The organism is Roseomonas sp. USHLN139 (assembly GCF_037145735.1).
Classification (GTDB): Bacteria; Pseudomonadota; Alphaproteobacteria; order Acetobacterales; family Acetobacteraceae; genus Pseudoroseomonas.
In genome coordinates this window covers 198,114-212,124 of the sequence record NZ_JBBCWY010000001.1, presented here as the reverse complement: position 1 = coordinate 212,124, position 14,011 = coordinate 198,114, and the positions used below count along the sequence as shown (strand labels likewise).

At 73.6% G+C, this 14,011-nt stretch carries 12 protein-coding genes; 10 read left to right on the top strand and 2 right to left on the bottom strand.

The genetic code is table 11. From position 1 onward, the window contains the following. Window positions 1–27 precede the first annotated feature (27 nt). From WFI16_RS00965 to WFI16_RS00955, 3 genes are all read left to right on the top strand, one after another. Complete coding sequence (locus WFI16_RS00965; RefSeq protein WP_419895914.1) at window positions 28–1,125, top strand: M20 family metallopeptidase; 1,098 nt, start codon at window positions 28–30, stop codon at window positions 1,123–1,125. 89 nt (window positions 1,126–1,214) lie between these two features. Beyond that, window positions 1,215–2,567 (top strand): hypothetical protein, encoded by a 1,353-nt coding sequence (locus WFI16_RS00960; RefSeq protein ID WP_419895913.1) that lies wholly within the window; start codon window positions 1,215–1,217, stop codon window positions 2,565–2,567. Beyond that, entirely contained in the window at window positions 2,564–3,253 is a 690-nt protein-coding gene (locus WFI16_RS00955; RefSeq protein WP_419895912.1) for a hypothetical protein, read from the top strand. The genes WFI16_RS00960 and WFI16_RS00955 overlap by 4 nt, the downstream gene beginning before the upstream one ends. Window positions 3,254–3,373: 120 nt before the next feature. On the opposite strand, the gene WFI16_RS00950 is transcribed toward WFI16_RS00955, so the two are convergent. After that, the gene (locus WFI16_RS00950; RefSeq protein ID WP_419895911.1) at window positions 3,374–5,122 is read right to left on the bottom strand and encodes a monovalent cation:proton antiporter-2 (CPA2) family protein; all 1,749 of its coding nucleotides are present in this window, start codon (window positions 5,120–5,122) and stop codon (window positions 3,374–3,376) included. An 89-nt stretch (window positions 5,123–5,211) separates the two neighbouring features. Then, on the bottom strand, window positions 5,212–6,366 hold the full coding sequence (locus tag WFI16_RS00945) for a M20 family metallopeptidase (RefSeq protein ID WP_419895910.1): 1,155 nt from the start codon (window positions 6,364–6,366) through the stop codon (window positions 5,212–5,214). A gap of 198 nt (window positions 6,367–6,564) precedes the next feature. Here WFI16_RS00945 and WFI16_RS00940 point away from each other — a divergent pair, with 198 nt between their 5' ends. From WFI16_RS00940 to WFI16_RS00910, 7 genes are all read left to right on the top strand, one after another. After that, a complete protein-coding gene (locus WFI16_RS00940; RefSeq protein ID WP_419895909.1) occupies window positions 6,565–7,146 on the top strand; it encodes a TIGR00730 family Rossman fold protein in 582 nt (193 codons plus the stop codon). Further along, complete coding sequence (locus WFI16_RS00935) at window positions 7,122–8,102, top strand: bifunctional riboflavin kinase/FAD synthetase (RefSeq protein ID WP_442970619.1); 981 nt, start codon at window positions 7,122–7,124, stop codon at window positions 8,100–8,102. Before WFI16_RS00940 ends, WFI16_RS00935 begins: the two co-directional genes overlap by 25 nt. A 5-nt stretch (window positions 8,103–8,107) precedes the next feature. After that, the gene (locus WFI16_RS00930) at window positions 8,108–8,407 is read left to right on the top strand and encodes a hypothetical protein (RefSeq protein WP_419895908.1); all 300 of its coding nucleotides are present in this window, start codon (window positions 8,108–8,110) and stop codon (window positions 8,405–8,407) included. 133 nt (window positions 8,408–8,540) lie between these two features. After that, the gene (locus WFI16_RS00925; protein WP_419895907.1) at window positions 8,541–9,728 is read left to right on the top strand and encodes a hypothetical protein; all 1,188 of its coding nucleotides are present in this window, start codon (window positions 8,541–8,543) and stop codon (window positions 9,726–9,728) included. Between the two features lie 227 nt (window positions 9,729–9,955). Continuing rightward, a complete protein-coding gene (gene ileS, locus WFI16_RS00920; protein WP_419895906.1) occupies window positions 9,956–12,853 on the top strand; it encodes an isoleucine--tRNA ligase in 2,898 nt (965 codons plus the stop codon). Continuing rightward, window positions 12,850–13,347, top strand: a complete 498-nt coding sequence (gene lspA, locus WFI16_RS00915; protein ID WP_419895905.1) for a signal peptidase II — start codon at window positions 12,850–12,852, stop codon at window positions 13,345–13,347. The genes ileS and lspA overlap by 4 nt, the downstream gene beginning before the upstream one ends. Then, window positions 13,344–13,934, top strand: a complete 591-nt coding sequence (locus WFI16_RS00910; RefSeq protein ID WP_419895904.1) for a DUF3035 domain-containing protein — start codon at window positions 13,344–13,346, stop codon at window positions 13,932–13,934. The genes lspA and WFI16_RS00910 overlap by 4 nt, the downstream gene beginning before the upstream one ends. Window positions 13,935–14,011 lie beyond the last annotated feature (77 nt).

Sequence of the window (14,011 nt, the reverse complement as noted above, 5' to 3'; positions counted from 1 at the left end):
CGCCCCGGCAAGATACCCCCTTGGGCCATGCCGCACACCGACGCCGTCGCCCGCCTCGCCGCCGACCTGGTCCGCCTGGACAGCCGCAGCTTCGTCTCCAACCTGGCCGTCGCCGACCGCATTGCGGCCGAGCTCGCGGGCTTCGAGCTGGAGCGGCTGGATTATGCCGACGCCGCCGGCGTGCCGAAGCAGGTGATCGTCGCGCATCGCGGGCCTTCCGGCGGCGTGGCGCTGTCCGGCCACATGGACACCGTGCCCGACACCGGCTGGACCACCGACCCCTTCTCCGGCGCCATCGACGGCAAGGGCGTGCTGCATGGCCTCGGCGCCGCAGACATGAAGGGCCCGCTGGCCGCCTGCATCATCGCGGCAAGAACCCTGCCGGCGCATCTGCCCGCCACCCTGCTGATCACCACCGACGAGGAGACCACCAAGCAGGGCGCCCGGCTGATCGCCGACAAGTCCGCCCTCGCCCGCCGCGCCGCGCCGCGCGGCATCCTCGTGGCCGAGCCGACGGGGATGCTCCCCGTCCGCGGCCACCGCAGCAACATCGACTTCATCGCCGAGGCCGAGGGCGTGCAGGCGCATTCCTCGCTCGGCATCGGCCGCAATGCCAACTGGGCGCTGGTCCCCTTCCTGGCCGAGATGCAGGCCCTGGCCGAGCGCCTCAGGACCGATGTCACCCTGCACGACACCGCCTACGACCCGCCCTTCAGCGACTTCAACCCGGTGATCGACAACCATGGCGCGGCGGTCAACGTCACCGTCCCCCGGGCGACCATCCGCATCAAGTTCCGCTACAGCCGCCGCATCGACCCGGCCCCCGTGGTCGCCGCCGTCGAGGCGGCCGCGGCGCGCGCCGGCCTCGGCCTGCGCATCCTGCGCCAGGGCCTGCCGCCGGAGACGCCGGCCGACCACCCCTTCATCCGCGCCATCGAGGCGGCGACCGGCCACCCGGCGGAAACCCGCCCCTTCGGCACCGACGCCTCCGAGCTGCAGGAAGTCGCCCCCTGCGCCATCCTTGGCCCCGAGGTGATGGACACCGCCCACAGCCCGGTCGAGCGCGCCCGCCTGGCGCTGCTCGGCGCCGCCGTGCCGGTGTTCCAGCGGATCATGGGGGTCTGAGCAAAAAGCCGCGCCGGATATTCAATTTATAGGCGAAATGATCGCGGATCTGTGATTGCATTCTGCTGTCGAGCAAGAGGCTCCCCGGCATGCGCGTCCTGACCATCGGTCCCCTGCCCCTGCACCGGCGTCCCGCCCCGTCGCTGGCGCCGCCCCCCGGCGCCTTCCTGCTGCTGGCCTGGATCGTCGAGCTGCTGGCCGTCGCCGCCGGCGGCCTGATGGCGATGCAGGCCTGGCAGGAGGGCGCCGGGCTGCAGGACGCGCCGATTCTGCTGCTGCTGCCTTTCGCCGCGCTGGCCGCGGCGGAGCTGGCAAAAATCCCGCTGGTGGCGCTGGCCTTCCGCCAGGCCTCGCCCTTCGCCACACTGCTGGCCGGCCTCGCCGTGCTGGCCGTCGCCGCCGTCACCTTCGAGAACTACGCCTTCGGCATGAATGCCGGCTTCGCCGCCCGCACCCGCGCCGTGCTGGCGGCGGAGGAGCAGCTGGCCCGCCGCGAGGCCGCCCTGCCGCTGCTCGAGGCGCGGCTGCCGCCGCTGGAATTCGCCCAGCTGCACCAGGCTGGCCTGCTCGCCGCCCAGGACCGGCAGGCCGAGGCGATCCGCGCCGCCGCCGACCAGGCCATGGCGCAGCTGCGGCTGACCGAGCTGCGGCCGATGCTGCTGGACGAGCGCCAGCGCCTGGCCGAGGCCGCCGCGGCCCTCGCCCGCCGCCAGGAGGCCGAGCTCGCCGCCGAGCGCCGCCGCTGCGTCAAGCAGGAGCCCACCGCCTGCCACGCCGCCGAGATGATGAAGACCCAGGCCCGCCAGGCCGAGACCCTGGCCGCCGAGCAGGCCGCGGTCGAGCGGCGGATCGAGGCCGAGGCCGGCCGCCTGCAGCAGGGCCTGGCCGCGCTGCGCCAGGAACGCGACACGGCCCTGGCCGCGGCCGAGCCCGCCACCGCCGCCGCGCGCGCGGCCCTGCTGGCGCTGTCGGGGCAGATCCGCGACACCCGGCTGGCGCTGCTGCAGGCCGCCGAGGAGGCCGGCGCCGCCCGCGCCGCCCTCGACGCCGCGCGCGACCGCTCCCAGCCGCACCACATCGCCGGGACGCTGTTCGACGCGGTGACGCCGGCGCGGCTGGAGGGCGTGCGCATCGCCCTCGTCGCCGCCCTGGCCGGTGCCGTCGCCCTGACCGGGCCGCTGCTGGCCAGCCTGCACTACGCCGCCCCGCCGCCGCTGGCCGAGCGCGGCATCCCGCAGGGCAGCGCGCTGCGCCAGGCCTGGCTGCGGCTGCTGCGCGCCCGCCGCCGCTACTACCTGCGCCGGGCGCGGGCCGCCGTGCCGCCGCCGCCGGTGGTGGTCGAAGTGCCGAAGGAGGTTCCCGTCGACCGGGTGAAGCTGGTCTTCCTGCCCGCCGAATACCCGGAGACCGAGCTGATCCGCGTGCGCGGAGAGCACCAATGAAACGGCAGCCCGAGGAGAACTGGGACTTCTTCAACCTGGCGATGCTGCTGCGCGCCATGGCCCGCACCGCCGGGCAGCAGGGCGCCACCGCCGATGCCCTGATGCGCGCTGCCATGGCCGGCGAGATGGCGCGGCACAGCCTGGTCTCGCCCACCGACAAGCGCGCTGGCACGCCGCCGCTGCCCGGCCAGGCGCCGCCGCCGCTCGTGCTGCCGCCGCGCGGCACCCGGCTGCTGCTGCTGGCCTGCCTGCTGACCCTGGCCGGCGTCTGGGCCACGCTGCTGCTGCGCCCCGCCGGCGCCGTCGGGCCGGCCGAGGCGCCGGAGCCCGCCCCGTGGTCCGAGAGCCGCGCCCCGCAGCCCGCCGCCACGGCACCCGCCACCCTCTACTCGACCATCCACCGCAGCCCCTACCTGGCCGGCGAGGTGGTCACCACCTGGCTCTTCGCCGCCGTCGACGACGCCTATCCGCGGCAGCAGGCCTGCGCTTTCACCCTGCCCGCCGATGGCCTGGACCCGGCGCGCAGCTTCGCGCTCGGCCAGGCGCCGGGGCAGCGCCAGCCCAATCCGGGCTATGCCGCGACCCGCCTGACCCTGACCGAATGGAACCGCGCCGCGGAACTCTGCCGCTGGCACGCCGAGCCGGAGCCGGTGCTGCGGAAGGTTCCTTTCCGGCACAGGACCTGAGGCCAGGCCGGCAGCAGGCCAGCGGCATCTTCTGCCAGACTGCCGTGTCCCGGGGGCGACAGCCGGCGAAACCGCCGGTCCGGCGCGCCGCCTGCCAGACCGCGCCGCCCGGGTCGCCGGCTACTCCGCCGCCTTCGCCATCCGCGGCGGCGTCAGCGGCTCCGGCCCCACGAAGAGGCCGCCGATCTGCTGCGCGGCCAGGCGCTCGCGGTCGCGCAGGCGGACCTCCTGCTCGACGGCTTCCGCCTCCTCGCGCGGCACGCCCAGCGCCAGCAGCGCCTCGCGGCCCAGGGCCAGCGCCGATTCCACCGTCTCGCGCACCGGGTTGCCGATGCCGCGCTCCAGCAGCGACAGGGCGTGGCGGCGGTCGAAGGCGCGCACCACCAGGGCGGTGTCGGGGAAGGCCTCCTGCACCAGGGTGACGACGCGGTTGGTGACCTCGGGGCGGTCGGTGCAGACCACGATCAGCCGCACCCTTCCACCGCCGGCGGCGCGCAGCACGTCGAGCCGCGTGCCGTCGCCGTAATGCACGCGGGCGCCGAAGCGCGCGGCGTCCTGGATGCGCTGCACATCGGTGTCGATCAGCACCGGCTGCACGCCGTGGCGCTGCAGCACCTGGGTGACCAGCTGGCCCATGCGGCCGAAGCCCACCACCATGACGCTGCCGCGGGCGTCGGAGAAATCCTCCTCCGGCATCGGCCGGCCGCAGCGGCTGAGGATCTTCGGCGCGAGACGCAGCAGCGGCGGCGTCACCGCCATGGACAGCGTCACCAGCGCGACGAGAAGGCTGGCGAGGTCACCGCCCATCACGCCGGCGGCGGCCGCGGCGGAGTAGAGCACGAAGCCGAACTCGCCGCCCTGCGCCAGGATCAGCGCGCTGCGCAGCGCGGTCGCCGGCGGATGGCCGAAGATCCTGGCCAGGCCGTAGGTGGCCGCCGACTTCAGCGCAACCAGCAGAAACACGCCGGCCAGCAGCAGCGGCGCCCGGGCCCAGACCACCTCCAAATCGACGCTCATGCCGACGGACAGGAAGAACAGCCCGAGCAGCAACCCGCGGAAGGGCTCGATATCGGCTTCCAGCTCGTGCCGGTAGTTCGATTCGGCCAGCAGCACCCCGGCCAGGAAGGCGCCCATCGCCATCGACAGGCCCGCCACCGCCATCAGCCCGGCCGCACCCAGGACCACCAGCAGGGCGGCCGCCGTCATGATCTCGCGCGCGCCGGAGCGGGCCAGCAGGCCGAAGAAGGGATTGAGCAGGAAGCGGCCGGCCAGCACCACGGCGGCGACGGCGCCGACGCCGATCGCCACCGACATCCACATCGGATGCTCGGCCACCATCATCCGCGGCGACAGGAAGGCGACCAGCGCCAGCAGCGGCACGATCGCCAGATCCTGCAGCAGCAGCACGGCGAAGGCGGTGCGGCCATAGGGCGCCTCCAGCTCGCCGCGCTCGGCCAGCAGCTGCATCACCAGCGCGGTGGAGGACAGCGCCAGGCCGAGGCCGGCGACGCTGGCCGCCCCCCAGCCGGCGCCGGCCAGCCAGACGCAGGGTGCGAGCAAAGCGCCGCAGACCAGGACCTGCGCGGTGCCAAGTCCCAGAATATCCTTCCGCAGCGCCCAGAGCCGGCCGAGATTCAGCTCCAGCCCGATGATGAACAGCAGCAGCACGATGCCGAGCTCGGCGATGCCGGCGATGCGCTCGGGCGTGTCGATCAGCCTGAGGCCGAAGGGGCCGATGACGATGCCGGCGGCGATATAGCCCAGCACCGAGCCAAGGCCGATGCGCTTGGCCAGCGGCACGGCGACGACGGCGGCCGCCAGGAAGACCATGGGCGTCAGGATCGGCGCCAGGTGGCTCGCCTCGGCCATTTTTCTGTCCATCAAAAAGGGATCGACAGGATAGGCAACCGGGCCGGCGAAAGAGACCCCGGCGGCGGCTGGCCGCCGGGGTCAGGGCATTAAACTTCGGACAGGGTTTCCATCAGCCCGCAGAGCGTCGCGCAGCGCGGCGCCAGCTCGCGCCACAGCACATGCTCGAAGATCGCATGCGCGCCGGCGCCGGAGCAGCCCAGACCGTCCAGCGTCGGGATGCCGAGCGCCGCGGTAAAATTGCCGTCCGAACCGCCACCGCGATGCTGCTTCGGCAGGTCGTAGCCGACCTCGGCGGCGATGGCGCGGGCCTTGGCATAGAGCGCCAGGTTGCCCGGGCCTTCCTCCAGCGGCGGGCGGTTCATGCCGCCGGTGATCTCGACCGTGGTGCCCTCGGGCTGCGGCCCGGCCATGGCCTTCACCGCCGCCTCGATGCGGGCGCCGTCGGCGGCGGTGGCGACGCGGAAATCGACCTCGCAGCCGGCCTCGGCGGCGATGACGTTGGGCCGCGTGCCGCCCCAGATCGGGGCGCAGTTGGTGGTGGTGCCGCCGGGCAGGTCGACCAGGGCGTGGATCTGGGTGATCAGCCGGGCCAGCGTCACCACCGCGCTGGCGCCATCCGGCCAGTTGCCGCCGGCATGGGCGCTGGTGCCGCGCACCGTGACGACGAAGCGCCCGACGCCCTTGCGCGCGGTGACGGCGCATTTGTCCGGGCCGCCGGCCGGCTCGGGGATCAGCACGGCGCAGGAGGCCAGCGCCTCGCGCTCGATCAGCGCGCGGCTGGTCGGGCTGCCCACCTCCTCGTCCGAGGTCAGCAGCAGGGTGATCGGGCTCATCGGCCGCACCTTCTGCCGCAGCATCTCGCGCAGCGCATGGAAGGCGAAGAAGCTGCCGGCCTTCATGTCATAGATGCCGGGGCCGAAAGCCTTCTCGCCCTCGACGCGGAAGGGGATGGTCTTCTCCAGCGTGCCGTGGTCCCAGACGGTGTCCAGGTGGCCGGAGACCAGCACCGGCTTGCCGTTGCCCTTGGCAAAACCCTCGGGCGTCTTCGCCATCAGCTGATCACCGAAACCGTCGCGGCCGGGGATGCGCTCGACCACGGCGCCGACGGCGCGCAGCTCGGCCTCGGCCTTGTCCAGCAGGCGGTTGATGGCGGCGGGATCGGTGGTCGGCGTCTCCAGCTCCACCCAGCCGCGCAGTTCTTCCAGCAGCGCCTCGCTGCTGCCGATCCTGGTTTCAGGCATGGTGGGAGACTCCTTGGACTGGTCTTGGACAACAGGGGGGCGCGGTTGTCACCCTGCCGGCGCGGCTTGTCCATGGCGCCGCCCCGCCCCTGCTTGTCCCTCCCTGCCCGCCCGGCTAAGCCGGAGGGCGGGGGCGGGCCGGCAGCAGCGGCCGCCGTCCCGGCCTGACGGGATATCGCCACGATGAAGCGTGCCGACATGAAACGTATCTGTGTGTTCTGCGGCTCCAACCCCGGCGGCAACCCGGCCTATGCCGAGGCCGCCCGCGCGCTCGGCCGCGCCATCGCCGATCGCGGCCTCGGCCTGGTCTATGGCGGCGGCCATGTCGGGCTGATGGGCATCGTGGCGGATGCCGCCATGCGCCAGGGCGCCGAGGTGATCGGCATCATCCCCGAGACGCTGATGCGGCGCGAGGTCGGCCATGGCGCCATCACCGATCTGCGCGTCGTCGGCACCATGCATGAGCGCAAGGCGATGATGGCCGACCTGTCGGACGGCTTCGTCGTGCTGCCCGGCGGCATCGGCACGCTGGAGGAGGCGGTCGAGGCGCTCACCTGGACCCAGCTCGGCATCCACGACAAGGGCCTCGCCTTCCTCGACACCGAGGGCTACTGGCAGCGCATGGGCGCGGTCTTCGACCACATGGTGGGCGAGGGCTTCCTCAGCGCCGCGCACCGCGCCCTGGTCCGCTTCGAGCGGACGCCGGAGGCCGCGCTCGACGCCCTGGCCGGCTTCCGGCCGGTCGCCGTCGACAAATGGGCGGTCCCCTCCGCGCGATGACCGGCGATGCGACGCGGCCGGCCGCCCAGGTGATCCAGGATTGGCGCGGCGTGCCCGAGGCGGCGCGCGGCGCCACCCTGGCGCTGGGCAATTTCGACGGGGTGCATCGCGGCCACCGCGCCGTGCTGCGCGCCGCCCATGCCGCGCGGCCGGAGCTGCCGCTCGCCGCCCTGACCTTCGAGCCGCATCCCCGCGAGCATTTCCGCCCCGACGATCCGCCCTTCCGGCTGACGCTGGCGGCCGGCAAGGCCGCCGCCCTGCGCGCCGCGGGCGCCGGGCTGGTCATCGCGCTGCCCTTCGACGCTGGCTTCGCCGCCATGTCGGCGGAGGATTTCGTCACCGAGGTGCTGCATCGCGGGCTGGGCGCCAAGCACCTGGCCTGCGGCGCCGACTTCGCCTTCGGCCACCGCCGCGGCGGCGATGTCGGCTTCCTGGCCGCGCAGGCCGAGAAGCTCGGCATGGGCCTGACCATCGTCCCGCCGGTCACCGACGAGACCGGGCCGATCTCCTCCTCGCGCATCCGCCGGGCGCTGCAGGACGGCTATCCGGAGCGCGCCGCAGCGGCGCTTGGCCGGCCCTGGACCATCCAGGGCCCGGTCAGCCATGGCGACAAGCGCGGCCGCACCATCGGCTTCCCCACCGCCAACGTCCCGCTCGGCCGCCACCTGGAGCCGGCGCGCGGCGTCTATGCCGTCGAGGTGACGCTGGCCGATGGCCGGGTGGTGCCCGGCGTCGCCAATATCGGCCTGCGCCCGACCGTCGGCGGCAGCGAGAGCCGGGTCGAGGCGCATCTCTTCGACTTTTCGGGCGACCTCTATGGCCAGGAGGTCGCGGTCGGGCTGCGCCATTTCCTGCGGCCGGAGCAGAAATTCGCCGGATTGCCGGCGCTGGTCGCGCAGATCGGCGCCGATGCCGCCGCCGCGCGCCGCCTGCTCGGCCTGGCGCCGGCGGGCTGAGCGGCATGGCCGGCTTCGCAGGGCGGCTGCTGGTGATGCTCGGCGCCACCGTGCTCGGGCTGGTGCTGAGCCATCTGCTGGCCAGCAATCTGGAATGGGTCGACCGCGCCGGCGGGTTCCAGCGGGCGGTGGAGCGGGCGCTGATCGTGCTGGTGGCCGTGGTGTCGTCCTGCTGGCTGGCCGGGCTGTTCCTCGCCAGCCGGCTGCCGCCGGTGCCGCATCGCGGGCGCGACAGCCTGCTGGCCGGGCTGCTGGCGCTGGCGCTGGTGGCCGGCGGCTTCGGCCTGTGGCTGCTCACCGGCTGAGCACCACGCCAACGGGATGCCGGCGGAATGTTGCACGCGCGGTTTTGAACCGGCCTGCCATCATCGCGGCGCGTCTCCCCTGCAGCATGGGCCCCGCCGCCCGCTTGCCTGGCCCGCCGGAGAAGGAGTCCCGATGCCCCGCCCCGCCCGATCGCGCCTGACGCCCGCCGCCCTGCCGCCGGCCCGCTTGGCCCTCGCCGCCCTGCTGGCGCTGGCGTCCGGCGAGGCCGCCGCCCAGGCCGGGGCGCAGATCAGCCCGCCGGTCCCGCTGCAGGCCCCGGCGCCGCGCCCGGCGCCCGCCCCGCCCGCCGCGCCGCCCCCACCCTCCGCCCCGGTGCCGCGCAGCGTCATGCCGCAGGATCTGGAGGAATATGCCCGCCGCCTGCCGGACAGCCTGCTGCGGATGGAGCGGCTGCACCGCCAGGCGCCCGAGGGCGGCGAGGCGCTCAGCGCCATCTACAGCGGGCCGACCGGCCGTGCCCTGGTGCGGGTCGGCCGGCTGCCCGGCCCGCCGGCTGCCGATGGCGTCACCGAGCGGTCGCGCGCCGAGGCGCTGGTCGCCATGGCCGAGGACCTGCGCGAGGGCACCCGGGCGCTGGGCAGCCGCTACTACACCGCGCCGCTGACCACGCATTCGCTCAGCGTGCGCAACGGCCCGGTGCTGACCTGCGGCCAGCTCGAGCGCCGCGCCAATGAGGAGCGGGTGACGCCGGAGCAGCCGCGGCTGATGAACCGGCGCTGCGTCACCGTGGCCAATGGCTTCCTGGTCTCGGTCTATGTCAGCACGCCCTTCAAGACCGAGACCGAGGCGCTGGCGAACCGCGCGCAGATCGCCTTCATCGCCGGCATGGCCGACCGGCTGGTGCGCGGCGCGGCGCCGGGCGCCGGCGGCCCGGCCGCGCCGCCTGCGGGCGGCGGCACCACCCAGCCCTTCGGCCCCGCCGCGCGCGAGCCGGGCCCCGGCGGCCAGGCCGCCCCGCCGCCCGCCGCGCCGCCAGCCCCGGGGCGCGAGCCGCCGACCCCGCAGCGGCCGGCCCCGGTCTCGCCGATCCAGCCGGCGCCGGGCCTGCCGCCGGCGCCGGCCACGCCGGATTCCGGCGCCGGCCGCGAGCCGCCGACGCCGCAGCGCCCGGCGCCGGTCTCGCCGATCCGGCCGGCGCCGGAGGGGGCGCCCAGCCCGGGGCCCACACCCGGCCCGCGGCCACTGCCCTCGCCGGGCACGCCGCCCTCGGGCAGCATCGGCGGCGGCGCCGGCCCGGGCATGCCGATGGTGCCGCGCGCGCCGCGCCCGGGCGTGGAGAAGGGCGGCTCGGAAATCTGACGGCGCCCGGTCCCCGCCGGGCTTTCGCCTGGGCGCTTGACCCTGGACGCGGCGGGTCGCAAAAACCCGCCATGTTCCGGATGCTCCGCCGCGCAGGGTCGCGGTCTCTGCTGCGCAGGCCAGCGGCGCGAATTACCCGCCCGGTCCTCTGACGAGGGCCGGGATCCCTGGCTTGCGCACCCCTTCCCTGCCTGATGAAGCCCGCCCCCGGCGGCATGGACGCCCGAATGACCGATACCCCGGCCCCGAACGCTGCGGCCTCCGACACGCCGGCCGCCCGCGATTACCGCGGCACCGTCTTCCTGCCGCAGACCCCCTTCCCGATGAAGGGCGACCTGCCGAAGCGCGAGCCGGGCTGGCTGGCCCGCTGGGAGAAGATCGGGCTGTGGGACCGCATCCGCGCGCAGTCCGCGGACCGGCCGAAATTCGTGCTGCATGACGGCCCGCCCTATGCCAATGGCGGGCTGCATATCGGCCACGCCCTCAACAAGATCCTGAAGGACGTGATCAACCGCGCGGCGCAGATGGCCGGGCGGGATGCCGACTACATCCCCGGCTGGGACTGCCACGGCCTGCCGATCGAGTGGAAGGTCGAGGAGGAGTACCGCAACCCGAAGGGCAAGCATCAGGGCGGCATCGACAAGGATTCGGTCCCGGTCCTCGATTTCCGTGCCGAGTGCCGCGCCTATGCCGCCCACTGGCTGGACGTGCAGCGTGAGGAGTTCAAGCGCCTCGGCGTCGCCGGCGACTGGGCCGGCCGCTACGCCACCATGGACTTCGCCTCCGAGGCCTCGATCGCCGCCGAGATCGGCAAGTTCCTGATGAACGGCTCGCTCTACCGCGGCCTGCGGCCGGTGATGTGGAGCCCGGTCGAGAAGACCGCGCTGGCCGAGGCGGAGGTCGAGTATCACGACCACAAGTCGGCCATCCTCTACACCGGCTTCCCGATCGTGAAGGCGGCGTCCGAGGACCTGATCGGCGCCGAGGCGGTGATCTGGACCACCACCCCCTGGACCATCCCGGCCAACCGGGCGATGGCCTATGGCGCCGAGATCGACTACGCGCTGCTGACCGTCGATGGGGTCGCCGAGGGCAACGCGCTGATCCGCCCCGGCCAGCGCTTCATCCTGGCCGAGGCGCTGATCGGCGCCTTCGCCAAGGAGGTCGGCCTCGCCGCCTTCAGCGTCTCCCGCATCTTCAAGGGCGCCGAGCTGGAAGGCGCGCTGGCCGCCCACCCGCTGCGCGGCTGGGCGAAGGGAGAAGGCGGATACGGTTTCGACGTGCCGCTGCTGGCCGGCGACTATGTCACCACCGAGGCCGGCACCGGCCTGGTGCATATCGCCCCCTCGCATGGCGAGGAGGATTTCCACCTCGCCCGCGCGCATGGCATCGCCGTGCCGGAATGCGTGGCCGATGACGGCACCTACACCGTGCAGGCGCCGGGCTTCACCGGCATCCATGTCTTCAAGGCGCATGAGCCGGTCTGGGCCGCGCTGACCGAGATGGGGCATCTGGCGGGCAAGGGCTTCATCACCCACAGCTATCCGCATAGCTGGCGCTCGAAGAAGCCGATCATCTACCGCGCGACGCCCCAATGGTTCATCGCCATGGACGATGCCAACCAGATCCGCGCCAAGTCGCTGCAGGCCATCGCCGAGACGCATTTCGTCCCCGACCAGGGCCGCAACCGCATCGGCTCGATGGTGGCGGCGCGGCCGGACTGGTGCATCAGCCGGCAGCGCGCCTGGGGCGTGCCGATCGCCATCTTCGTCGACAAGCGCAATGGCGAGCCGCTGCGCGACCAGGCGGTGCTCGACCGGATCGACGCCGCCTTCCGCGCCGAGGGGGCGGATGCCTGGTACCAGCCGGGGGCGGCCGCCCGCTTCCTCGGCAACGAGCGGAACCCGGACGATTACGAGCAGGTGATGGACATCGTCGATGTCTGGTTCGAATCCGGCTCTACCCATGCCTTCGTGCTGCGCGACCGCGGCCTGCCGGTGCCGGCCGACCTCTATCTGGAAGGCTCCGACCAGCATCGCGGCTGGTTCCACTCTTCGCTGCTCGAGAGCGTCGGCTCCAACGGTTTTGCTCCGTTCAAGGCCATTCTGACCCACGGCTTCGTCCTCGACGAAACGGGTCGGAAGATGTCGAAGTCGCTGGGCAATGTGACGGCCCCGCAGGAGGTCACCCAGCAATATGGCGCCGATATCCTGCGCCTCTGGGTGATGAATTCCGACACCGCCGACGATCTGCGCATCGGCAAGGGCATCCTGGCGCAGCAGGCCGAGCTCTACCGCCGCATCCGCAACACGCTGCGCTGGCTGCTCGGCAACCTGGCCGAGTTCGACGCGGCCGAGACGCTGCCCCTGGCCGAAATGCCGGAGCTGGAGCGCTGGGTGCTGCACCGGCTGACCGAGCTCGATGCCCGCATCCGCAAGGCGGCGGCCGATTACGACTGGAACGGCGTCTATCCGGAGATCCACGCCTTCTGCGCGACGGATCTTTCCGCCTTCTATTTCGACATCCGCAAGGACAGCCTCTATTGCGACGCGCGCGACAGCCTGCGCCGCCGCGCCTCGCGCACCGTGCTCGACGCGCTGCACCGCTGCCTGACCGCCTGGCTGGCCCCGGCCCTGCCCTTCACCGCGGAGGAGGCCTGGCTGGCCCGCTTCCCGTCGGAGACGGATTCCATCCACCTGCACGACTTCCCCGTGCTGCCGGCGGAATGGAAGAACGACGCGCTGGCGGCGAAGTGGGAGAATGTCCGGAACATCCGCCGCGTGGTCACCGGCGCGCTGGAAAAGGCGCGCGCCGCCGGCACCATCGGCGCCTCGCTGCAGGCCGCGCCCAGCCTGCACCTGCCGGCCGAGGCCCTGTCGCTGCTGCCGGCCGAGACCTGGGCGGAGCTCTGCATCACCTCCGGCCTGACGCTGTCGGAGGCCCCGCCCCCGGCTGAGGCCTTTACCGTCGAGGGGCTGGACGGCATCGCGACGGTCTTTGCCACGGCGCCCGGCCATAAATGCGACCGCTGCTGGCGGGTGCTGGAAGAGGTCGGGAAATCGGCGGCGCATCCGACGCTGTGCCGCCGCTGCGAGGCGGTGGTCGGGCAGCGGGACGCGGCATGAGCCTGAAGCTCGGCCTGCCCGTCGCTGCCGGGCTGCTGGTCGCCGACCAGGCCAGCAAGTGGTGGATCCTGAACGTGCTGCGCCTGCCCGAGGTGGGCCAGGTGAAGCTGCTCGACCTGGGCGGCGCCGGCTTCGACCTCACCATGGTCTGGAACCGCGGCGTCACCTTCGGCCTGCTGGCCGGCGACACGCTGTGGCACCGGCTGATCCTGGCCGGCATCGCGCTCGCCGTCGTCGCCTTCCTGGTCCGCTGGATCGCCCGCGCCGAGAACCGGCTGACCACGCTGGCGCTGGGCGGCATCGTCGGCGGCGCCATCGGCAACGTGATCGACCGGCTGCGCTTCGGCGCGGTGGTCGATTTCGCCGATGCCTGGGTGGGCGATTTCCACTGGTACGTCTTCAACCTGGCCGATGCCGCCATCGTCATCGGCGTCGTCGTGCTGTTTGCCGATGCCTTGTTCCGGCCACGCCAGGCCGCTAAGGAAACGCCATGAGGCAGCTTCCCATCCGGATTCCGGCGCGCATCCTCCTGCCGATCGCCTGCGGGCTGATGCTCGCCGGCTGCGGCTCGGACACGGCGCGCACCCTCGGCTTCACCCGTGACGCGCCGGACGAGTTCTCGGTGGTCACCCGGGCGCCGCTCTCGCTGCCGCCGACGCTGGGCAACCTGCCCGCGCCGCGGCCGGGCATGCAGCGCCCGCAGGAGCTGCGCGGCCGCGCCGCCGGCGAGGCGGTGCTGGCCCCCGGCGCCGCCTTCGGCGTGGGTGCCGCCCGCAGCGCCTCGCAGGGCGAATCGGCCCTGCTCGCCCAGGCCGGCCAGGCCTCGGGCGTCGGTGCCGCCCCGGGCGGCGACATCCGCCAGCGCGTCGATGCCGAGGCCACAAGGCTGGAGCAGCCCGACCGCAGCGTGGTCGACCGGCTGATGTTCTGGCGCGACACGCCGCCGCCCGGCACCGCGCTCGACCCGCAGCGCGAGGCGCAGCGGCTGCGCGAGAACGCCGCCCTCGGCCGCAGCGTGGAGGACGGCGAGACGCCGGTCGTCCAGCGCCGCCGCCAGGGCCTGTTCCAGAGCATTTTCTGACCTGCCCGGAACCCGGCGCGGCGGCCTGTCCCGAGGCCGCCCGCCCGCCTTTCCCGGCCCTTCCCGACGATGACGGG